General features: G+C 72.2%; 20 protein-coding genes. 9 read left to right on the forward strand and 11 right to left on the reverse strand.

The genetic code is table 11. The features are described 5' to 3' along the window. Positions 1–16: 16 nt before the first annotated feature. The 3 genes from ACIQCH_RS16980 to ACIQCH_RS16990 all read right to left on the reverse strand — a co-directional run bounded on the left by ACIQCH_RS16980 (position 17) and on the right by ACIQCH_RS16990 (position 5,012). Positions 17–3,652, reverse strand: coding sequence for an AfsR/SARP family transcriptional regulator (locus tag ACIQCH_RS16980; protein ID WP_402581517.1), 3,636 nt, complete (start codon positions 3,650–3,652; stop codon positions 17–19). Between the two features lie 121 nt (positions 3,653–3,773). After that, on the reverse strand, positions 3,774–4,145 hold the full coding sequence (locus tag ACIQCH_RS16985; RefSeq protein WP_402581519.1) for a hypothetical protein: 372 nt from the start codon (positions 4,143–4,145) through the stop codon (positions 3,774–3,776). An 84-nt stretch (positions 4,146–4,229) separates the two neighbouring features. Then, a complete protein-coding gene (locus tag ACIQCH_RS16990) occupies positions 4,230–5,012 on the reverse strand; it encodes a TetR/AcrR family transcriptional regulator C-terminal domain-containing protein (RefSeq protein ID WP_402581521.1) in 783 nt (260 codons plus the stop codon). Positions 5,013–5,177: 165 nt separating this feature from the next. On the opposite strand from ACIQCH_RS16990, the gene ACIQCH_RS16995 reads away from it, so the two are divergent. From ACIQCH_RS16995 to ACIQCH_RS17005, 3 genes are all read left to right on the forward strand, one after another. Then, positions 5,178–5,915, forward strand: coding sequence for a DUF4386 domain-containing protein (locus ACIQCH_RS16995; RefSeq protein WP_402581523.1), 738 nt, complete (start codon positions 5,178–5,180; stop codon positions 5,913–5,915). Between the two features lie 126 nt (positions 5,916–6,041). Beyond that, complete coding sequence (locus ACIQCH_RS17000; RefSeq protein WP_402581525.1) at positions 6,042–6,449, forward strand: YidB family protein; 408 nt, start codon at positions 6,042–6,044, stop codon at positions 6,447–6,449. Positions 6,450–6,582: 133 nt separating this feature from the next. Continuing rightward, a complete protein-coding gene (locus ACIQCH_RS17005; RefSeq protein ID WP_402581527.1) occupies positions 6,583–7,251 on the forward strand; it encodes a hypothetical protein in 669 nt (222 codons plus the stop codon). Positions 7,252–7,355: 104 nt separating this feature from the next. Here ACIQCH_RS17005 and ACIQCH_RS17010 read toward each other — a convergent pair whose 3' ends face one another. From ACIQCH_RS17010 to ACIQCH_RS17025, 4 genes are all read right to left on the reverse strand, one after another. Beyond that, positions 7,356–8,198 carry a class I SAM-dependent methyltransferase gene (locus ACIQCH_RS17010; protein WP_402581529.1) on the reverse strand — a complete coding sequence of 281 codons (843 nt, stop codon included), beginning with the start codon at positions 8,196–8,198 and terminating at the stop codon, positions 7,356–7,358. Between the two features lie 205 nt (positions 8,199–8,403). Next, positions 8,404–8,856, reverse strand: coding sequence for a GNAT family N-acetyltransferase (locus tag ACIQCH_RS17015; RefSeq protein ID WP_402581530.1), 453 nt, complete (start codon positions 8,854–8,856; stop codon positions 8,404–8,406). Between the two features lie 39 nt (positions 8,857–8,895). Then, positions 8,896–9,603 (reverse strand): class I SAM-dependent methyltransferase, encoded by a 708-nt coding sequence (locus tag ACIQCH_RS17020; RefSeq protein ID WP_402581532.1) that lies wholly within the window; start codon positions 9,601–9,603, stop codon positions 8,896–8,898. Between the two features lie 137 nt (positions 9,604–9,740). Then, positions 9,741–10,346: an RNA polymerase sigma factor gene (locus ACIQCH_RS17025; protein ID WP_402581534.1), complete on the reverse strand. Its 606-nt coding sequence runs from the start codon at positions 10,344–10,346 to the stop codon at positions 9,741–9,743. A gap of 261 nt (positions 10,347–10,607) precedes the next feature. Here ACIQCH_RS17025 and ACIQCH_RS17030 point away from each other — a divergent pair, with 261 nt between their 5' ends. Next, positions 10,608–11,630, forward strand: coding sequence for an alpha/beta fold hydrolase (locus ACIQCH_RS17030; RefSeq protein WP_402581536.1), 1,023 nt, complete (start codon positions 10,608–10,610; stop codon positions 11,628–11,630). On the opposite strand, the gene ACIQCH_RS17035 is transcribed toward ACIQCH_RS17030, so the two are convergent. Together ACIQCH_RS17035 and ACIQCH_RS17040 are read right to left on the reverse strand one after the other, a co-directional pair. Then, the gene (locus ACIQCH_RS17035; protein WP_402581538.1) at positions 11,609–11,863 is read right to left on the reverse strand and encodes a DUF6225 family protein; all 255 of its coding nucleotides are present in this window, start codon (positions 11,861–11,863) and stop codon (positions 11,609–11,611) included. The genes ACIQCH_RS17030 and ACIQCH_RS17035 overlap by 22 nt on opposite strands. A gap of 198 nt (positions 11,864–12,061) precedes the next feature. Then, on the reverse strand, positions 12,062–12,754 hold the full coding sequence (locus tag ACIQCH_RS17040; RefSeq protein WP_402581540.1) for an ABATE domain-containing protein: 693 nt from the start codon (positions 12,752–12,754) through the stop codon (positions 12,062–12,064). Between the two features lie 161 nt (positions 12,755–12,915). On the opposite strand from ACIQCH_RS17040, the gene ACIQCH_RS17045 reads away from it, so the two are divergent. The 5 genes from ACIQCH_RS17045 to ACIQCH_RS17065 all read left to right on the forward strand — a co-directional run bounded on the left by ACIQCH_RS17045 (position 12,916) and on the right by ACIQCH_RS17065 (position 16,375). Then, entirely contained in the window at positions 12,916–13,659 is a 744-nt protein-coding gene (locus tag ACIQCH_RS17045) for a metallophosphoesterase (protein WP_402581689.1), read from the forward strand. Then, complete coding sequence (locus ACIQCH_RS17050) at positions 13,656–14,357, forward strand: LysE family translocator (protein WP_402581542.1); 702 nt, start codon at positions 13,656–13,658, stop codon at positions 14,355–14,357. Before ACIQCH_RS17045 ends, ACIQCH_RS17050 begins: the two co-directional genes overlap by 4 nt. Before the next feature lie 256 nt (positions 14,358–14,613). Beyond that, positions 14,614–15,291, forward strand: a complete 678-nt coding sequence (locus ACIQCH_RS17055) for a CPCC family cysteine-rich protein (protein WP_402581544.1) — start codon at positions 14,614–14,616, stop codon at positions 15,289–15,291. Between the two features lie 170 nt (positions 15,292–15,461). Continuing rightward, a complete protein-coding gene (locus ACIQCH_RS17060) occupies positions 15,462–15,812 on the forward strand; it encodes a winged helix-turn-helix domain-containing protein (protein WP_402581691.1) in 351 nt (116 codons plus the stop codon). Next, the gene (locus ACIQCH_RS17065) at positions 15,809–16,375 is read left to right on the forward strand and encodes a transposase (protein ID WP_402581693.1); all 567 of its coding nucleotides are present in this window, start codon (positions 15,809–15,811) and stop codon (positions 16,373–16,375) included. Before ACIQCH_RS17060 ends, ACIQCH_RS17065 begins: the two co-directional genes overlap by 4 nt. A 3-nt stretch (positions 16,376–16,378) precedes the next feature. On the opposite strand, the gene ACIQCH_RS17070 is transcribed toward ACIQCH_RS17065, so the two are convergent. Together ACIQCH_RS17070 and ACIQCH_RS17075 are read right to left on the reverse strand one after the other, a co-directional pair. Further along, positions 16,379–20,005 carry a glycosyl hydrolase family 28-related protein gene (locus ACIQCH_RS17070; protein WP_402581546.1) on the reverse strand — a complete coding sequence of 1,209 codons (3,627 nt, stop codon included), beginning with the start codon at positions 20,003–20,005 and terminating at the stop codon, positions 16,379–16,381. A gap of 557 nt (positions 20,006–20,562) precedes the next feature. After that, the coding region (locus tag ACIQCH_RS17075) for a hypothetical protein (protein WP_402581547.1) at positions 20,563–21,552 on the reverse strand (990 nt) is incomplete at its 5' end.

Here is a 21,552-nt window from a genome sequence, read left to right on the forward strand (position 1 = left end):
TCCGCCGCCGCGCGCGTCACACGAGCGCGGTGGCCCGGTCCTGGTCGAGTGCGGTGCCCTCCGCGTGCGCGGCCTCGTACGCCGCGTCCCCGAGGGCGGCCCTGAGCAGCGCCTCCGTCCGGGTGGCGCTCTGCCGCTCCGTGGTCACGGGCACGTGTCCGGCGGGGAGTTGGGCCTCGTAGGCGCCGAGCAGCCGGGCCGCCGTGACGGACCGGTCGGGGCCGCCGAGCCCGGCGAGGGCCTCCGCGGCGGTCATGAAGCAGACCGCGGCCATCTGCGGTATGACCATCCGCATGAGGCTGTCGTGGACCGTGACGAGCGTGCGGCGCACGACCGCCAGGGCCTCCTCGTACCGGCCTTCGAGGTTCTCCAGCCAGGCGAGGGCTCCGAGCAGGAACCCGTCGAAGACCGCGTACGAGCCGAGCGGGAACTCGCTCTGCAGGGTCTCCAGTTGGGCGCGCGCCTCGGCGTGCCGGCCGGTCCGGCCCAGGCGCACGGCGAAGAAGATGCGGGCGGCCGGCAGGGCCTCGTTGCCGAACCGCGGGGGGTCCTCCAGGATGCGCTGCAGCATCCGCTCGCCCTCCTCCTGCTCGGCGGGCCCCTGTTCGGAGAGGGTGCCGGCCAGCCGGACCTCAAGGACGGTCACCTGGGCGTGCGCGCCGAGCCGGCGCGCGTGCCGGACGGCCGCCCGGTAGTCCGCCGCGGCCAGGGCGAACTCCCCGTGCTTCTCGCGCGACTCGGCGCGGGCGGAAAGGGCCTCGGCGCACCCCCAGTCGTCGCCGAGCCGACGGAACAGAGCCAGGCTCTCGTCGGCGTCGCGGGCCGCGCCCTGCGCCCAGTCGGCCCGGTTGGCGAGGATGTTGGCGCGCAGTTGGAGGGCGGCCGCGAGCTCCCACTGGTGGTCGCCCGCCCGGCAGGTCTCGACGGCCGCGTCGACGTGGCGGCGCAGCAGCTCGCCGTCGCCGGTCAGCATCACGGCGTACACCCACAGGCCGCCGGGGTGGCGGCTGAGCTGCGGCAGACCTGGGCTGTAGGCGGCGAGCACGCCGTCGACCCGGGCGGGCCAGTCCTCGGTCCACCACTCGCCGCCGCCCTGGTCGCTGCGGGCGGCGAAGCGGATCATCTGGACGCCGCGCCAGCCTTCCGTCCGCACCTCGCCGTGGTACGGCGGAGGCGTGTCGAGCAGCCTCTCGTACACCGGCAGGGCGGGGACGACGGGCCGCGCGAAGGGGTCGGGGCCGAGGGCGGCGGCCGCGTCGGACCAGTGGCGGGCCTCGGTGCGCAGGTCGTGCATCAGCCAGTACCAGGAGAGGCTGTGCACCAGGCACAGCACCTCGTCGGCCTGTCCCGCGGCGGCGGCCCGGCGCAGGGCGGTCCGCAGGTTCTCGTACTCGGTGGTGAACCGGGCGTCGGCGGCACGCTGGTCGCGGCCGCGCAGCAGGGGCTCGGTGGTCCGGGCCAGTTCGCGGTAGTGGACGAGGTGGCGGGCCTCGGTGGCAGCCCGGTCGGGGCCTTCGCCGGAGACGGTGGCGGCTTCGGAGAGGACGGCGGCGTCGGAAGCGGGGTCGGCTTCGGAGGCGGCGACGGGGCCGGGAGCGGGTGCGGGGCCGGAAGCGGGTGCGGCTTCCGCCGTGGCAGCGGTGAGGCGCTCCGCGGCGTACTCGGCGACGGTCTCCAGCAGCCGGTAGCGCATCTGGCCGTCGTCCGCGGGAGCGACCACGACCAGGGACTTGTCGACGAGGGAACCCACCACGTGCGGTACGTCGAAGCGGTCCCCCGGCGTGGCGCAGACGGCCTCCGCGGCGGTGAGGTCGCAGCCGCCGGCGAAGACGGACAGGCGGCGCAGGACGGTGCGTTCGGGCTCGTCGAGGAGCTCCCACGACCAGTCGACGACCGCGCGCAGCGTCTGCTGGCGGGGCAGCGCGGTGCGGGCGCCGCTGGTCAGGAGGCGGAAGCGGTCGTCGAGCCGGTCGGCGATCTGGCGCGGTGAGAGCATCCGGAGCCGGGCCGCGGCGAGTTCGATGGCGAGGGGCAGGCCGTCGAGGCGGCGGCAGATCTCGGCGGCCGCCTCGGGGTCGTCGGCGGTGCGGAAGCCGGGGCGGGCGGCGGCCCCGCGGTCCTGCAGGAGGCGGAGGGCGACCGGGTCCGGCAGCGGTTCGACCGGGCGGGTGACCTCGCCCGGGACGCCGAGGGGCTCGCGGCTGGTGGCCAGGACGCGCACGCCGGGACAGTGCGTGAGCAGGGCCTCGGCGAGGTCGGCGGCGGCAGCGACGAGGTGCTCGCAGTTGTCGAGCACGATCAGGAGTTCGAGCGGGGCGCAGTGGTCGAGCAGCCGGGCCAGCGGGTCACCGCCGGTGCGGTCCGTCAGGGCGCGCAGTTCCTCGGCGGCGGCACCGCGCAGCTTGGTCTCGCGGGCGCCGAGCGCGGCGAGGACCGCCTCGGGTACGTCCTCGGGGGCGTCCACGGGCGCGAGTTCGACGAGCCACGTGCCGTCGCGACCGGCGCTGCGGCCGAGGGCCTCGGCCGCTTCGAGGGACAGCCGCGTCTTGCCCGAGCCGCCGGGTCCGAGCAGCGTGACGAGCCGGGCGGCGCCGAGGTCCTCGGCGACGACCCGGATGTCCTCCTCGCGCCCGACGAACGTCGTCAGGCGGGCCCGCAGGTTGCCGGCGGGGCGGGTCGGGGCGGTCACGGGCCCGGACCGTCCGGTGCCCGACGCAGTTGCCGTGGCCGTCGCAGTTGCCGTGGCCGTCGCCGTCGCCGTTTCGGCGCCGGTGCCCGGCGGTGTCCCGTCGCCCGTCGTCACCCCGGTCCCGGTGCCCGGCGCCGACGCGGCACCGGCTGCGGGCGCGGTGGCGGGTGCCGTCGCCGTTCCGGTGTCGGGCGTCGGGGCGGATCCGGGGCGGGTCGTGGCGGGCGTCGGCCGCGCTGCCGGGTCGGGGGCGAGGAGTTCGCCGTGCAGGGCCCGGAGTTCCGGGCCGGGGTCCGTGCCGAGCTGCTCGGCGAGGGCACGGCGGACGTCCTCGTACGCGACCAGGGCCTCGGCGGGCCGTCCCGCGGCGCGCAGGGCGCGGATCCGCAGGGCCTGCAGGGGCTCGTCGAACGGGTGGTCGGCGCACAGCACGGTCAGTTCGCGCAGCGCCGGGTCCGCCTCGCCGAGCGCGAGCGCGGCGGCGATCCGGCCGCGGTGGGCGTCTCGGCGCACCGCCTCCCACCGGGCCGCCTCGGCGCCCGGTTGGGGCAGGTCGGCCAGGGCGGGGCCGCGCCAGAGGGCGAGGGCCTCGTCGTAGAGCGCGGCGGCCCGGGCCGGACGCCCGGCGGCCAGCTCGGCGGCGCCCTCGCGGGCGAGGCGGTCGAGGCGGTACGCGTCCACGGACTCGCGGTCCGCGGCGAGCCGGTAGCCACCGGTTTCGGACAGCACGTGGTGGTGGCCGAGGGCGCGGCGGAGCCGGCCGACCAGTGCCTGGAGCGCGGCCACGGCGTCCGCGGGCTCCGCGCCGTCCCAGATCTCGGCGACCAGCGTCCCGGCGGGCACGGCCCGGCCGGGCCGCAGGGCCAGCGCGGTGGCGAGCGCGCGCAGCCGTGCCCCGCCGAGGTCGACCGGGCTGCCGTCGTCCCGTACCACCTGGGCACTGCCGAGAATCGCGTATCGCATCCGCCCATTGTCGCGGACGGGCCCTCGGCACCGGACGGGTGGCGCCGTCGCCGACGCCCACCCGCACACCGCCGCCGCACCCCCTGGCGGGGGTCTTACGGATCAAGCCGGGCCCACGGGGTCAGAACTCGAAGGTCCAGTTGCTCAGGGCGCTGAAGACCGCGCCGATGCCGACGACCCACACCCCGGCCGTGCCGAGCAGCGCCCCCGCCGCGGCCCCGACCGCCGGGCGGCGTCCCAGGACGGTGGCGCCCGTCCAGCCGGCCGCGAGGCCGAACAGCGGTAGTCCGGCGAGCAGCATGGCGGCGTGCTCGAGTCCGACCTTCGTCGCGTGGTTGCCGGCCCAGTCGGTGCCGCTCTTGTGCTCGATGGCGCTGTTCACGGCCCACCAGAAGGCGGCGCACAGCGGCGCGAGCAGCAACCCGGTCAGGACGACGAGGACGGGGACGGCGGAGCGGGTCCGACCGCCCGCCCCTGTGGGGGAGTTGGTCATGCGGGCATCGTGGCGCGGGTCGGCCGCGGGCCGCATCCGTACGCGTACTCAGACGGCTCCCGGACATGCCCGGGGCGCGCCCCCTCAGGCGCGGCCGGCGGTGGCGGAGGTCCAACCCTGCCGGTGGAGGCGTTCGATCCCCTCCAGGAGGAGGTCGAGGGCGAACTCGAACTCGAACTGGTCGTCGCAGCCCGCCCCCACCACCGAGGCACCGTCGTGCGTGCGGTCGGCGACGACGGCGGCGATGTGCGGGTACCGGGCGGCGAGTTCGCGCATCCCGGCCGCCGCGGGGTCGCCCCCGCCGCCGTCGCCGCCGACCTCGCCACCGGAGTCGGCCGTGGTGCCGGCACCGGCACCTGCACCGGTCTCCGCGCCCGGAGTCGTCCCCACCCCGGTGGGCACCAGTTCCTGCGTGAAGCCCAGGACGCGGCTTCCGAGGGCGTGCATCGCGTGGTGGGCGAGGTCCACGGACAGCCCGCCGCCGCGCAGGGTCCCGATGACCGAGTCGAGGTAGGCCAGCGCGCCGGGGGTCGGAGCGGCGCGCGAGGTGATGACCCGGGCGGCCCAGGGGTGGCGCAGCAGCACCTGACGGGCCGACAGGATCCGTTCCCGGACGGCTGCCTTCCAGGTGCCGTCCACGACCGGCGGGGCGATCTCGGCGAGCACCGCGTCGACCAGGCCGTCGAGGAGCTCGTCCTTGTTGGCCACGTGCTTGTAGAGCGCCATGGGCACGACGCCCAGCTCCTGGGCGAGGCCGCGCATGCTCAGCGCGTCGATGCCGGCGCCGTCCGCGTACGCCACGGCGGCGCGCAGTACGCGCTCCCTGCTCAGGGGCGCCCGGCGCGCGGTCCCACTCGGCCGGTCCATGGTCCGCCCGCCTCCTGTCAGGGCCGGTCTCCGACCGGCCACCGCTTGACTGGTGTACGTCGTACACCCTACCGTGCGAACGGAGGTGTACGCCGTACACCTCGCCCGGTGGTCCCGTCGACGGCGACCGCCGCGGGCCGAACCCCCGTGTCCCAGGGAGTCCCCGTGACCTCGTCCAGGAAGCTCGCACTCGCCGCGGGCCTGTGCTTCTTCGTCACCCACGTCACGTCCATCGGTGCCCTCGTCCTCTACGAGCCGCTGCTCCAGCACGCGGAGTACGTCACCGGACGCGGCCCGGACACCCCCGTACTGCTGGGCGCCCTCTTCGAGGTGGGTCTCGCCCTGGCGATCGTCGGCACGGCGGTCACCCTCTTCCCCGTGGTCCGCCGCCACGGCGAGGGCCTCGCGCTCGGCTACGCGGCGCTGCGCACGCTGGAGGCGGCCGTCATCTGCATCGGGATCGTCAGCCTGCTGGCGGTGGTGACGCTGCGCCGCGACGGGGCGGGGGCGGCCGGTCCGGACGGGGACGCGCTGCGGACGGTCGGCGGCGCACTGGTGGCGGTGCACGACTGGACGTTCCTGCTCGGACCGAACTTCGTCCTCGGTGCCAACACCGTGCTGGCCGCCCTGCTGATGTACCGGTCGCGGCTGGTCCCGCGCCCCATCGCCGTCCTCGGACTGGTGGGCGGCCCGCTGATCCTGGCCTCCGCGACCGCGGTCCTCTTCGGCGCCTACCCGCAGCTGTCCCCGTGGGGTTCCCTGGCCGCGGTCCCGGTCTTCGCGTGGGAGCTGGCCCTGGCCGGCTATCTGACCGTCAAGGGGTTCCGCCGCCCCGGCACGGCCGGCTCCCCCGGCCCGACCCTGCCGGTCGCCCCCACGACCGCGGCCGCGCCGACGGCCTGACCGACCCGCCGCCCCCTGACGGGTGAACGCGCCGGGGCGAGGGGCCTCGCCGGGACGGCGTGGCGGGGAGCGGCTCGTATAACGGGGTGGACGTCAGGACGTCAGGACGCGAGGAAGGCGACGGCGATGGGCAACGACCTGGGAAGTCTGCTCGGCGGACTGCTCGGCGGGCAGGGCGGCAAGGGCGGGGGGGCACTGCTGGGGGCGCTGCTCACCTCCCTCGGCGGGGCCGGCACGCACGGCGCGGGCAGCAACCCTCTGGGGGCGCTGCTGGACACCCTGAAAGAGGGCGGGTTGGGCGCGCAGGCCGACTCGTGGATCGGCACGGGCGGCAACCAGGAGGTCACCGGCCCCGAGGTCGCGCAGGCACTGCCCTACCAGGCACTGGACCACGTGGCACAGCAGGCCGGCGTCTCCCCCGAGGAGGCCGCCGACGAACTGGCCCGCACGCTCCCCGCGGCCGTCGACAAGCTCACCCCCGAAGGGTCCGTGCCGGAGGGCTCGCTGGAGGACCTGATCCGCCGGCAGAGCTGACGCCCCCCCGGCCCGCCGGACGGGCGGCGGGCGGATCGTGCGCGGCCGGGCCGGCCGGCGGGAGCCCGGCCGGCAGGAGCGGGTCGCGCCGAACGGGTGGCCGGCCGCGGGCCGAACCCCTAGGCTCGGCCGGGTGTCCGATCATGATCTTGCGCTTCGCCCCGCCGCCCCGGGCCCCGTGACGGCCGACGACCTGGCCGAGGGGGTCCGGCTGGTCACCGCGCTGCTCCGCGCGCCCGCCGCGCTCGCCGCGGACTGGGACCGGCCCGCCGGCACCCTGGAGTGGACCTGCTGGGAGACCGCCGAGCACCTGGCGGACGACCTCTTCGCGTACGCCGCCCAGTTGGGCCCGCAGACCCCGCACGCCGACTCCGACGTGCCGTTCGTCTACCGCCGCACCGCTCCGGGCAAGCCGGCGAACGTCGTCTTCGCCGAACGCGACGGCGGACCCGCCGGGGTGGTGCAGGTGCTCGAGGCGTGCGGCGCGCTGCACGTGGCGATGGTGCGGACGGCGGCACCGCAGGCGCGCGCCCACCACGTGTTCGGGACGGTGGACGCCGAGGGCTCGGCGGCCATGGGCCTCGTCGAGCTGTTCGTGCACGCCGAGGACCTCGCCCTGGGGCTCGGGCTCGACTGGCGGGCCCCGGCGGCGGTGTGCGCCCGCGTGCTGGCGCGGCTGTTCCCCGAGGCCCCCGCCGGCGCCGACCCGTGGGCCACCCTGCTGTGGGCGACCGGCCGGGGCGAACTGCCCGGGCGGGAGCGCGTGACGCGGTGGCGCTGGCAGGGCGCTCCGCGCGGGTGAGCCGCGCGCGGACGGCCACGCCGGCGGCGGGCGACGGCTGCGGTCGGACGGCGGTGGCGGGCGGCTGGCGGGCGGGCGGCGGGGCTGGCGGCAAGGGCAGTGGCTCAGGGAGCCGGCGGTCGGTGGGCCGTGACGAGGTGGTAGTCGAGGATCCCCCGCTCGTAGGCCCGTAGGAAGTTCCGCGGCCACGTGTCCGGCGCCCACGACCGGGCCAGCCAGGTATCCCAACCCGCCCACACCTGGGGGCCGATGGAACCGGCCCGGGCGTCGGCGAGGCCGGCCGCGGTGAGCGCGCCGGTGAGGGCCGTCACGGGGCGGGCGATGTCCAGGCCGTTCGCGAAGGTGTCCAGCAGCTGGGCGAGTTCCGCGGCCCGGCCGGCCCCGTCGTCCGCGGCGAAGAAGCTGGCGACCGCGACCCGTCCGCCCGGGCGCAGCACCCGGGCCGTCTCCGCCGCGAAGGCGGCCAGGTCCGGGAAGTGCTGGGCGGCCTCGACGCTGACGACCGCGTCGAACTCGCCGTCCCCGAAGGGCATCCCCTCGGCCGCTCCCCGGACGAACCGCAGCCGCCCCGGCGCCTCCTCCAGGAGGCCGGCGTGGGCGTCGCGGGCCCGCTCCAGCTGGGCGGGGTGGATGTCCATGCCGGTGACGGCGGCCGGCCCGCGCTCGCGCAGGGCCAGGGTGCAGCCCATGCCGAGCCCGCAGCCTACTTCGAGGACGCGCTGCCCACCGAGCGGTCCGGCGGCGTCCAGGACGTGCCGGTAGAGGTCCTGCTGGCTGCGGATGCGCTCCGCCTCGCCGAGCGGGGCCGTCAGGTCGACGGCGCTCCAGTAGCCGAAGTTGATGAACCCGCCGGCGAAGACCGGCTCCCTGCTCAGATCCGACGGACCGTAGGTCTCCCGCACCGCGGGGCGCATGACGGGGAAGGACTCCTGGGCACCGAATGCCACGCCGTGACACCTCCGGGAACGTACGCCGCCGAACCGACCCGCCCAGTCTGGCACCCGCCGCGCCCCGGCCGGGGGCAGGCGGGCGCGCGTGGCCCGGTCCGCACCCCGGACGGCCGGAACCGTTCGCTCCCCCGACCACCCGTGCGGGAGGGGGAGCGGGAGCGGGAGCGGCGCCGGATCCGCGCGGGCGGTCCCGCGCCCGCGGTCAGAGCTGGAGCTTGAAGCCCAGGTGGGAGCCGGTGAAACCGAGGCGCTCGTAGAAGCGGTGGGCGTCGGTGCGGGTGAGGTCCGAGGTCAGCTGCACGAGCTGGCACCCCTGCCGGCGGGACTCCTCGACGGCCCATTCGACGAGCTGGGCGCCCAGACCCCGGCCGCGCTCGCTGCGGTGCACCCGCACCCCCTCGATGACGGAGCGGGTCGCGCCCTTGCGGGACAGGCCGGGGACGACGGTGAGCTGCAGGGTGCCGACGACCTCTCCCCCGCGGTCGGCGACGACCAGCAGCTGGTTCGGGTCGACGGCCAGGCGGTCGTACGCGGCCTCGTACGGCGTGAGGTCGTCCGGCGACTCGCGGGTCGCGCCGAGTTCGTCGTCCGCGAGCATGGCGACGATCTCCGGGAGGTCCTCGCGCCGGGCGGCCCGTACGGTGATCTTGGTCATGACGCGCATGCTATCCGCAGCCCCTACGGGACGTGCGCGTCAGCCGGGCGCGCCCGGCCGGCCGGCGACCGCCCGGACCCAGATCCCGTCCGGTGTCAGGTAGGCGTCGGCCGTCAGGCCGGCTTCCGCCAGGGCCGCCTCGAACCCCTCCCGCGTGAGCGGGCGGGTCCGGAAGGTCTGGGTCCAGACCGCGTCCGGGAACACGTACTCGACGTGCACCGCGTGCACGCCGTCGCCGAGCGGCTCGTCCGAGGCGATCCGGACGGTGAACCCGCGCGGGTCGACGCGTTCGCGCGGCACGTCCGTGTGATGGTCCGCGCCCTCCCGCTGGATCAACACGCGGCCGCCCGGCGCGAGGTGCCGGACGCAGGTGCGCAGCAGGGCCCGCCGCAGCGCGAGGTCCGCGGTGTGGACCAGGTAGGAGCCGAGCAGGACGGCGTCGAAGGTCTCACCGAGGTCGAGGTCCTCGATCGTGGCGCACACCGTCCGCGCTCCGCGCACCCGGTCGAGCATCTCGCGCGACTCGTCCACCGCGGTCACCCGGAAGCCCCGCTCCACCAAGGGGTGGGTGACCCGCCCGGCGCCGCAGCCGAGTTCGAGGATCCGGCCGCCCGGCGGCACCTCGGCGGCCACGACGTCGGGCTCCTCCCCCGCCGGCAGGCGGGCGTACATGTCGACGGCGCAGCCGTCCGGGGTGATCGCCCCGGGCCCCGTCCCGTGGTGTCCTGCGCGTGCCTTCGGCCCCATGTCCTCCCAACGGCCGGGCCACCGCGGCCGTTCCCGCGCCCCCCGGCCGGGTGCCCCTGGCACCGCACGGCGACCTCGACACCGCCCGGCGCCCCCACCTCGCCCCGCCCAGCCCCGCCCAGCCCCGCCCTGCAGCGTCAGGCCCGCCAGGCTTCTCTGAACCCTGCCCGGGCGCGGTGCAGCCGGGACTTGACCGTGCCGCCCGGCAGGTCCAGGAGCTCGCCCGCGGCCCGCTCGCCCAGCCCCGCGAGCTCCCGCAGCACGAGGACCTCGCGGTGCGCCGCGGGCAGCCGGCGCAGCACGTCGTGGACGTGGACGACGAGTTCGTGGTCCTCCGGGCTGGGTACGTCCGCCGGGTCGGCGACCGGCTCGACGCGCCGCGCCCGCCGCCGCACCCGTACGGCCTCCCGTACCGCGACGGTCCGGACCCAGGCGTAGCAGGCGTCGGGGTCGGCCAGCCGGTCCAGCCCGCGGAAGAGCGCGATCAGGGTCTCCTGCACCGCGTCGGGCGTCTCGTCGAGCGCGATGGGGCGGCACACCCGTGTGATGTAGGGGGTCATGAGGTCGATGAGCTCGTCCAGGGCCAGGACGTCCCCGTCCCGCGCGGCGCGCACGAGCGCTCCGGCGCGGGCGAACCGGGCATCGGCCGCGGGGGTGCCGGCGGCGGTCCCGTCGCCGTCGCGGGTGGCCGGGGCGTGCCGCTCGCGGGGCGCGGGCGGGGCTGTCGGGGTCGGCGCGGGCATCGCTGGTCTCTCCTCCGTCGTCTGCGGGCTTCACCCCTCAGAGGGCGCGACGGGGCGTCCGCACTCCCCCGGGACCCCGGGAAGTCCGCTGACGGTTCCGCCGGGCGTCTCGTGGCAGGGACGGCCGTACGGTCCGCCGGCGCTTCGGCGGAAGATCCCTGGGAACGTCTGCCGGGTTCGGCGCCTCCTGACGTAGCGGCGAGGGGCCCACCGCCCCTTCGCGGCCGCCGCACGGCTGCCGCATCAGGCAGGAGGAGTCGCATGGACCACCGCACCACCACGACCCACGAGGGACCGGCACACGAGGGTCCGTCACACGCCGGACCGGCGCACGAAGGACCCGGCCACGAAGGGCCCGGAAACGGCCCGGCGTCCGCCGTCCGGGGAGCCCCCGCCGGGGCCGCGCCGCTGCCCGAGGTGCCGGGCGTCACGCACCGGTGGGTGAAGGTCGGGGACGTCACCCTGCACGTCGCCGAGGCGGGGGCGGGCGATCCGCTCGTCCTCCTGCACGGCTTCCCCCAGCACTGGTACGCGTGGCGGCACCTGGTCCCCGACCTGTCCCGCGAGCACCGCCTCATCTGCGTGGACCTGCGCGGCTTCGGCTGGTCACAGGCTCCGGCCTCGGGGTACGACACCGACACCCGCGTCGCCGACGTACTGGCGCTGCTGGACGCGCTGGGCCTGGAGCGGGTGGGCCTGATCGGGCACGAGTGGGGCGCGTGGGCGGGCTTCCGGCTGTGCCTGCGCGCGCCCGAGCGGATCAGCGCCTATCTCGCCCTGAACATGGTGCACCCCTGGCCGCTGCACCGCCGACTGGCGCCGCAGGCCTGGCGGTACTGGTACACCTCGGTGCTGGAGTTCCCGGGGCTCGGCCGGTGGGTGCTGCGCCGCCGGCCCGGCTTCGCCCGGTTCCTGCTGCGCAAGGGGTACGTCGACCGGCGCGGGTGGGACCCGGCGGCGGTGGCCGAGTACCTGCGCTCCGGTGCCGAGCCCGCGCGGGCCCGGGCGGGCGAACTGCTGCACCGGGCCTACGCGTTGCGGGACGTACCGGCGCTCCTGCGGGGCCGGGACAAGGCGGCGCGGCTGACGGTGCCGACGGTGATCCTCGCCGGGGCCGAGGACTTCGTGCTGCCGCCGGGGGTGCTGGCCGGCGGCGAGCGGTACGCGGACGACCTGCGGGTCGAGGTGGTACCGGGCGCCGGCCACTACCTGCACGAGGAGCGGCCCGACGTGGTCGTCGCCGCGGCCCGTGCGCTGTTCGGTCAGTCCAGGTCGGCGAAGTAGACCCCGGCCCTGGCATCGGCGAAGAGGGTGAACTGCACCTCCGTCGCCTCGTCCGCGACGTCGATCTCGACGGGTTCGGCGGCCACGAGCACGTAGTCGCCGTACTCGTCGAAGTCACCGGGGGCGTCGGCGACGCCGATGTGGATCGGGGTGTCCGCGGGGAGGTCCGCCAGCGCTTCGCGCAGCCGGGCCGCGGTCCACACCGCGGGCCTGTGCTCAAACGTCTCTGCCATGAGCGGGAGTATCCCGGTGGCACCCGCCCCGCGCGGCATGGCGCGCCGGGAACCCGTCCGCGCGCCGCACCCCCGGCCCCACCCCGCGGGCGGGCGGGACGGCACTCGAACGCGGCACGGCGGCGGCGTCATGACGAGGGCTTCACGGCGAGGGCTCCACGGCGAAGGCGTCATGTCGAGGCCGGCACGTCGACGGCGTCACGCCGACGGCGGTTCCGAGCGCCGGCGTTCGGCGTGCCGGGCGACCCGGGCCCGGTTGCCGCACGAGGGCTTGCACCAGGCCTGGCGGCCGTGGCTCTGGAGGAAGTAGCGCACGCAGCGCGGCGCCTGGCAGGACCGCAACTGTCCGCTCCGGGGCCCGGAGAGGAAGGCGATCGCGGCGCGGGCCAGCTCGGCGGCCACCGCGCCGGAGTCCGCGGCGTACGCCGCTCCGGCCGCCCGCCCCGGCCCGCCCGGCGTCGCCGCCGCGCCCGCCGGAACCCCCGCCGCCACCACGTCCGCCCCCGCCGGGTCCGAGGCCGCGTGCACCGGTACGAGGCGGGCCTCGGGCGGCGCCTCGGCGGGCCAGCTCAACCGGGGGACGACGGGCTCCCTGGCGGCCGCCGCGTTGAGCCGCTCCAGCGCCTCCCCGACCGGCAGCAGCCGGTGGGCGTCCGCGCGGCTCGGCGGGGCCGGATGGACCGCGCGCGCGAACAGGGCCCGTACCGCCTGACGCAGGGCGACGACCTCGGAGCGCAGCCGCTCGTCCGCCGCCGGTGCGGCGGCGGCGAGTTCGGGTCGGCCGGCCAGCCAGTGGGCCAGGCCCTCGACGGTGTCCAGGTCGTCGGCCACACCGCCGTCGCCGTCGTGGCGGACCGTGCCCGCCAGCTCCAGTGCCAGCCACCGCTCCACGGCCCGTCACCCCGCCTCTCCCGCGGCCCTCCGGGGCCGCCCCGCTCGCTCCCGACACCCGCCGGGCGGGCCGGCGCTTCCTTGCGGCCGCCCGCACGATCAGTCTAGGGTCGTGATCGCTAACGGTAAACACCCGTTTTCCATTAGGGGGAGAGTTGTCTCTGCTGCTCGCTCAGATCAGCGACCTGCACCTGGACGGCACCGCACGGGCCACCGAGCGGACCGCGCGCGTCATGGACCACCTGCGGGCCCTGCCCCGGCCGGTCGACGCGCTGCTGGTCACCGGCGACATCGCCGACCACGGCACCGAGACGGAGTACGAGGAGGCGGCCCGGCTGCTGGACGCCCCGTTCCCCGTCCTGACCTGTCCCGGCAACCACGACGCACGACCGGCGTACCGCAAGGCCCTGCTGGGCGAGGAGCCCGCCGCGGGGCCGGTCAACCGCGTGCACCGGATCGGCGACACCGCCGTCCTGATGGTGGACAGCACCGTGCCGGGCGAGGACCACGGACTGCTCGACGACGAGACCGTCGCCTGGATCGACGCCACGCTCGGCGGACTCGCCCGGGGCACCCGCGCGCTGCTGGCCTTCCACCAGCCGCCGGTCCGCCTGCACCACCCGCTCCCGGACCGCTACCTGCTCGAACGACCCGAGCGGCTGGCCGCACTCCTCGACGGGCACCCGGCGGTGGCCGCGGTCCTGACGGGCCACGCGCACACGGCCGCCGCGTCGACCTTCGCCGGCCGCCCGCTGCTGGTCGGCCCCGCCGTCACCTGGACCCTGCGGCTGCCGTGGGAGGACGCGGGCCAGGGGGTGGCCGACCGCGAGCAGCCGCCCGGCCTCGCGTACCACGTCCTGGACGAGGAGGGGCGGCTGACCACGCACTACCGCGTGGTGCCGTGAGCGGGGCGGGCGCGGACCCGTACGCCGTCGCGGGGTTCCTGGCCGCGCTGCTGCCCCTGGTCGCCACGCCCGGCGCGAGCTTCGCGCTGCTGGTCCGGCACGTGTCGGAGGGCGGGCGCCGGCGCGCCGTACCGTTGGCGCTGGGGACGGTGACGGGCCTGTACGTGCACGCGGGCCTGGCCGTGGCCGGCCTGTCCGCCCTGGTGACGAGCTCCGGCCGGGCCTTCGCGGCGGTGCGGCTGGCGGGTGCCTGCTACCTGGTCGGGCTGGGGCTGTGGACCTGGTACGGCGCCACCTGCGCGGCGCCCGCCACCGGATCCGCCCGGGCCTCCGCTCCGGGGCGGGGGCCGGCCCCCGCCCCGGCCCGGTCGCGGCTCCCGCGCCTCCTGCGACCGGTGCGGGGCGGGAACTCCCCGTACGTGCAGGCGCTGTTGGGGAACGTCCTCAACCCCAAGGCGGCCTCGATCTACCTGACCCTGGTGCCCCAGTTCGTGGCGCCCGGGCGGCCGTTGGCCGGCCAGGTGCTGGTGCTGGCCTCCGCGCACGCCGCCCTCATGGTCGCGTGGCTGGGCCTCTGGGCGGGCCTGGTGGGCCGGGCGGCGGCCCTGCTGCGCCGCCCGCGCGCGAAGGCGGCCCTGGCCCGCGGCACCGCGGCCGTGCTGATCACCCTGGGCCTACGCACGGCCGCCGCGCCCTAGGTGTACTGACCACGAGCCGCGGTTCACCCGGCGCAGACGCCCACGACCGGCGCCGCCAGGCAGGAGGGGACGGGCACATGCACGCTCTGCGGCACCCCTGTTCAACCGGATGCACAGCCAGCTCCACCACTGCGCCCAGAGCCGCACCCCCTTCGACGAGTCCATCGCATATCCGATTGCTGCGCTTCCGGCCCGGAAGTGACTGTTCCCAAGAAACGGAGTCGCCGCTGTTCAGGGCACAGACCAGACTGGCCCTGTGGATACGCGCCGCCCCTGCCCCTGCTGTGGTCATCTCGTCTTCGATGTTGAAGATGGGTGGCCCGGTTCCTATGCCATCTGCCCAGTCTGCTCCTGGGAAGACGACCCGGTGCAGTTCCGCTGGCCGTTCAGGCCGGGTGGCGCCAATCAATGGTCGCTCGCCGAGGCTCAGCAGAACTTCCGGGCCTATGGTGCCTGCGATCAGCGAGGGCGGCGGTTTGTCCGGCCCCCGGCAGATGACGAACCTCTCGCCCCAGGGTGGCGCCCGATCGACCCGGCCACCGACTTCTTCGAGGAGTTCGTGGGCGAAGACCGCCGTCCTTGGCCTGATGATGGTTCAGCCCTGTGCTGGTGGCTCCCATCCTTCTGGGGAACTCCCGAAGAGCCGACGCACGATCCGAACCCTGAGGTGGTGATCGACGTCGGTTCGGTGCGCAGCGACCGTGATCTCCATGAGGTCCTCAAGCGAGAGCTCGCTTTCCCCTCGATCTACGGCATGAACTGGGACGCGTTCTGGGATGCGGTCACCGGTCTCGTTGTCATGCCCAAGCGACTGCGTTTCGTCCGCTGGGAAGAGTTGGAACGCCGAGTACCACTGGCTGCAACCACGCTCCGGGACCAGCTGAAGAGATACGGCGAGACGACCCAGGGGTTCAGCGTCGCCTATGAGCAGTAGCGGCGACCAAGGTCCACTGGACGTCGTTACTGACTTTGAAGGCCGGTTGTCGTGGGAGATGGCAATCGGTGATCGTCGCGGCATGCCGGGTGTATGAGGTATCCGCAGGGTGGGGGTCTGACCCCGGAGAGGCAAGCCTTCCGCGAGCGGATCCGGATGGAGCAGCGGTGATGTTCGCCGCCAGGCGGGGCAGTACGGACATCGCAAAGGAGTTACGGGTCAGCATCCGGTCGGTCCAGCGGTGGCGGCATGCCTGGAAGGCTGCTGGCCCAAGCGGGTTTCGGTCGCCAGGATCAAGATTCTTATCGGGCGACGGTTCCCACAAGTCAATGACACTCTCGGGGATCTCGCAGATGCTGCGCAGACGTGGTTGGAGTCATCAGGTTCCGGCCCGTCGTGCGGTCGAGCGTGACGAGGCGACGGTGGCCGGCTGGGTGGAGGAAGTGTGGCCGCACGTGGAAACACCGCGGCGGCGCTCGAGGCCTGGATCGCCTTTGAGGACGAAGCCGGCTTCTCGATGACGCCGCCGACCTCCCGCACCTGGAGCCGGCGCGGCAGCACACCCGTCATCCGGGTCCGCAGCCGTTCCCAGCGCCGCCTTTCCATCGCCGCCCTGTGCTGCTACAGACCCGGCGAACGCTCCCGCCTGATCTACCGGCCCAAACACCATGGTGATCACAAGAGTGGAGGCCGCAAAAGTTTCGCCTGGAGCGAGTACCGAAACCTCCTCGTCGCCGCTCACCAGCAGCTCGGCGCACCCATCGTCCTGGTGTGGGACAACTTGAATGTCCACAAAGACCGGCGGATGAGGGCTTTCATCGACGCGCAGGACTGGCTCACCGTCTACCACCTGCCGCCCTACGCACCCGATCTCAACCCCGTGGAAGGTATCTGGTCGATCCTCCGCCGGACCACTCAGGCCAACGTGGCCTTCACTGACCCGAGCCACCTCATACGCCGACTCCGACGCGGCCTCCGCCGGCTCCAATACCGCAGCGACATCATCGAGGGATGCCTCACCGGAACAGGTCTCCCCCTGAACCACACGGCTACAGACTCGGTACGGCCCGTTTCGTTCCCCTAGGGGTCACGGGCCATGTGTCGTTTCTGAGCGCTTGACCTTGCACGACCAGGCGATCGGCGTCGCCGCGATCCCGGTAACGCGTACGTGTCCCATGTTCCCGCTGTTGCCGATCGTCACGTCGCAGCCGGCGAGAGCAGCCTCTTCGTCGGTCCACGTCGTGTCGACGGTACCAACGGTAACCACGCCGCCGTCTCGTTTGATGCGCACTCGACGGACGTAGGACGCGGTCGCGCTCCCGTCGGTCTTGATGGCCTCTACCTCGGCCGTAATCGTGGACACGGCTTCATCTGGAATCGCCCATGTGAACAGACTTGTGACTGTCGCACCGGAGGTCTGAACGTTGGCGATGTTCTCGTATTCCCTTCGACGGGCGTTGCCGACATGCGACCAGCTCGTCGCCGAAGTAGTGGGGCCCAAGTCTTCCCACGAGTTCGGGTTGCCGCTACTCGTGCCAACGCACTTCCAATTGATTGTACCGGTGTTGTACGTATTACCTGGCTTCGACTCCAGCGCATTGAAGGCGTCCATAGAGCCGGGGTCATGCCCCTGGTTGAGCGCGACCCATACGCCGTGGTCGTTCACCTCGCATACATGGCCGGCCCAGATCCATCCGGCGGACCCAAACAGGCCTTGGGCTCCAGCCACGGCGACGCCGCAATCCTCTTTGGCAATCCACCCCACGGGCCCGTTCCTTGGATAATCCTTATTGAAGAGGATCGATCCCGACGGGAAGTACCCGCACCCCGACAGGCTCGCGTCGGCGAGATACGGCTTCCCGTCCACGTCCCGCGAGTGCACCGCGCCAATCCGCGTCTCATGCGCCGTCCCCACCCGGTTGCCGATCCACAAAGACGGGACAACGAACGCTGCGGGCTGAAGCTGTGCTCCCCGAGTCCCGTTGATCTGGTATGAGTGCCAAGTTTGGTAGGGTGCACCAAAGCCGGTTCGCCATCGCTGCTCATATCGATAGATGCCGTCGGTAACGTTGCCGAGATACCTGAACTCGTGTTCCTTGAAATCTCCGAGCCATACCCCGGCAACATCATTCGGCCTCGCTGGATCTCTATTAGCGCCCCATCGAAAGATGACGTCAGGATCGACTCCGAGTGGCTGGCGATGACCGAAACCCCATCTGCCCAAGCCGACGAACGTGTGACTCTTACTTGGGTCGAGATGGTTGCCGACCCGGTACGGGTTCTGAATCTCGATCGGCATATTCGTGCGTGGTGGTGCACTTCGGGCTTCCAGTCCATACGGGCTCGACTCGGGAATGCGCGCGGGTACGCGAAGATACACCTGGTTTTGATTGCCTTCAGCGTAGATACTTCCGTACTCTGTCAGATTTACTGAGAGGGTCCCCTCCGGTGCGCTCTTCGCGCCATTACTGACAGCCCCACCAAGCTCGCGCCAGCAAGTCCATTCCACACCACCGTCGGGAACCTTGGCGCCGATAACGTTAGGCCACTGAGGTTCAAGCCCTCCTGTTTTATTATTGGGGGCCGGCTCGATATGCGTCGCCCGGTAAAGGAACCAAGTATTTTTCGACCACGTCGGGATGCAGAGCTCTCCGCGCTGCGTGACCACACTCTGCGACTGCCAGATCGGCTTCGAGTTGGATGGTATGGGGCCCGTTTCAGCATTTGGGACGCCATCCATAGTGATGAAAGCCGTAGCAGCACACGTCCACTCGTCTGCGTGCTCATGGTTCAGATCCGCGTCCGAATGACAGATCCCGTTGGCCGTAGTGTGGATCGCCGCGTAATAGTTGCCGAGGAAGCTGTCCTCGTAGACTCCGTACCCGCCATTTCCACGCGCATCGATGAGGCCGACGCTCGCGCCCGCGCTGGAGTCTTCGCCATGGGTGTAGAAGCCGTGGCCAGCGTTAGATGAAAGCCGAATTTGACCGGAAAGCAGCCACGAGTCTGCAATCCTGTCGGATCGGGAGGGGATATCGGTTACGGAGCTCGTAATCTCGATCCCGTGCCCCTGGATCTGGGACACCATGACGTTATGCAGCTGCACACACGCGACATTGACCAAGATCCCGGCAACCGTCATCAGCTTGTCTCGCTGGGGCGTCCGCCTCTGCACAACCGCGATTTCTGAAATCGTCAGAAATCCGCCAGTCTTGCTGCCGGTCCTCGTGGTGCCCATTTTGAGGCGGACGAGTCCATTTTGGGGAACGGTGATATTTTCGTCAAAAAACAGGGTGACGGCGGGATATGGCCCGTCCCCCTTTGCCCCCTGAAGCGACACGGATCCGTCGATCAGGATCTGGCCGGTGCAACGGTACGTACCGGGAGGGAAATAGACTCTGCCGCCAGCCGTAGGGTCTCCTGTCCAGGTCACAAGGTTTTTCGCGGCTTGGATGGCCGCGTTGATCGCGGCGGTGTCGTCTCGTTGGCCGTCACCCGTCGCGCCGTAATCCGTGACGTCGTACCATCCGCCGAGCGGCTCCAGGGTTCCGAGAGACGTTCCTCGTCGCTCAACGAGCGACATCCCAGCGAGATCAAGCTTCGTGGGCTCGCCCGCCTGGGCGGGGCCGATCTCGGCATGCGCGTAGAGAAACGCTGTGTTCGCCGGCAAGCTGCTCGGATAGGCGACGTTGCTCAGGACGACTGCGCCCGTCGAGACGTTTACCAGCGAAACCACTATCTGCGTTCCGCTGGGCGCGGCGCTGATCGTAAGATCGTAGACATCGTTGATATTCCTCCAGGCGGCTGAGGCAGTGACCGTTCCGCCCGTCGACATAGTGCCCGTACCCCCCGTGCATCCCGTGAACGACGTTCCCGTCTTGCCCGTGTAGGTGACGACCTGGTTGCCGTTGCTCGTCGTGACGTACACGATCCCGGAAGAGGCGAAGCCGGCGGTCGAGGCGACGTTGATCGTCGTCGCCTGGGATAGGGACTCTCCGCCCGAGCCTGCGGCGATCTGCGTGCTGGCAAGGGCAACGGCGCCACCCGGGCCACCCGGGCCATCCGCGGACATCACTCCCGTACCGCCGGTGCAGTTGGTGAAAGAGGTGGCCGTGACGCCCGTGTAATTTACGGTTTGCACCCCGGCGCTGGTCGTGACGGCAACGGTGCCCATCGGTGGAAATCCAGAGGTCGACACGACGTTGATCGTGTTCTGCGTCTCAAGGGAGAGGCCGTTCGAGGCGCTGGCGATTCTGGTAGCACCGAGTGCCTCTTTGACGCCCATCGAAGCATTTTTGCGAATTAGGGTCCAGTTTCCACTGGAGCGATCGGTCGAATCGAACCCGATGCCGAGCGCGTCCACCGAGGCTACGCTCGGTTCGGCGCTCATGAGCGAGGACGACGTCGAAGACAGCCCAACGAAGGCCCGGCTATGATCCACGTTGCTCGACATACTGAAGCGCGCCGTGAAGACAAAGCCACCCAAGCCAGTGGAATTTCCTCGCCAGCAGAGCGCATCGCTGCTGATGAGCCCGGCACTCACGTTCGCGGCGGACTTGCTCGTGAAGCGTGTCCTTCGCATCTGCGCTTGCAGATTGGTCGATGTCAGCGCCGGATGCGAGACCGTGCCATCCGCGATCAGTGACCACCCGAGCGCATTCCCCGGCGCCGTTCCAGTCGCGGGAGCCCATTCAAGATTCAATGTCTGCTTCATGAAAGCCTCAGTTCCTCCGTAACGATTTTGCGCAGAGTCGTGCCTTGCATCTATGCGGGGTTGATCGGCGTCTGAGATCGTTTGATTCGGAGTGGACGCGACGCAAGATCGGGCAGATGGCCTCATGCCTATGAGATCAGTATGGTCCTCGTGTGAAACGGCGTCTTGTCAAGGCGGCGTCGGCCAAGCGGGTCAAGGCTTTTCGTGCTCGTCGCTAGGCCTGCGGTAAGGCCGTTCCTGAGGGGCATTTGATCATCGCTGGATGTTTGCCGTTGACGGACGCCGGGTGAGCGCGCATTGAGCCCTTGCTGCCGGATCGGCTGCCTAAGCGGCATGGGCGATGACGTGACTTCCGGCAGGTGATCGAAGCGGTCGCGTTCATGTGCCGGACCGGCACGCCGTAGATCGACTTGTCCGAACGGTTCGGCTCGCGACAGAGCGTCCACAACCATTGCGAGTCTGAGCCACCGACACACTTGTGCGTAGCTCCTCACCGCGCACTACCGGTGTCTGGTCGCGACACCACGAGTTCAACCTCAATAGCTGCATGAGGTGTCCTAGCTGCCGAAAGCAGCCGCGTCGGTCCGTGCGTCGTGCAGGGCGCTCGACCAACGGCTCGGATCAACGTCCACGAGCCGTTCGAACAGTCGCACGCGCTGGTGCATGGCGATGACACCTGCGGGAAGGTCGTTCGCCTCCTTCAGGGTGTGAGCGAGCTGGTAGAGGGCGTTGGTCAGGTCGGCACCGCCGGATCCGCTCCAGTACTGGTTGGGCACGATCTGCGCGAGGTCGCCGTAGTCGACCTGATCCGTGGCCCCGGGTGCACGCAGGCCGGCGAGCTCTTCGAAGAGGGTGACTCCGCGGCGGGCCCAGAGGCAGGCCTCGTCCTGAGGGAGTCCTGACCTGAACCCGACGACCAAATCGCTCACCACGACCTTGCCGAGGACGGGTTTGATTTCCGGGTCTCCGCCGAGCGCGCGCTCGTGGACGTGGACGCATTGCACCATGGCGCGGGCGCCGGTCACGAACTCGTGGCTTTCCCGGTGGGTGTATGCGAGCTGATAGAGGGCATTGGCCAGGCTGGCCCCACCAGGGCTGTACCAGTACTGGTTGGGCGTGAAGCCGGCAAGATCGCCGTAGTCGACAGGACCACCCGCACCGACCGCGCGCAGACCGGCGAGCTCTTCGTAGAGCGTGACACCGCGCCGAGCCCAGAAACGAGCCACGTCCCACGGAAGCCCAGACCTGAGAACCACCAAGTCGGTCACCATCACCTTGCCCAACACAGGCTTGTGCTCCGGCACTTCCGCAAAAACACGCTCGTGCACGCGAACGCACTCGACCATCGCCCCGGCAGCACCCACCGCATCGTTCCCATCCCGGTGGGTGTATGCGAGCTGATAGAGGGCATTGGCCAGGCTGGCCCCGCCAGGGCTGTACCAGTACTGGTTGGGCGTGAAGCCGGCAAGATCGCCGTAGTCGACAGGACCACCCGCACCGACCGCGCGCAGACCGGCGAGCTCTTCGTAGAGCGTGACACCGCGCCG

Origin of the sequence: Streptomyces sp. NPDC093225 (genome assembly GCF_044753805.1) — a bacterium.
Lineage (GTDB): Bacteria > Actinomycetota > Actinomycetes > Streptomycetales > Streptomycetaceae > Streptomyces.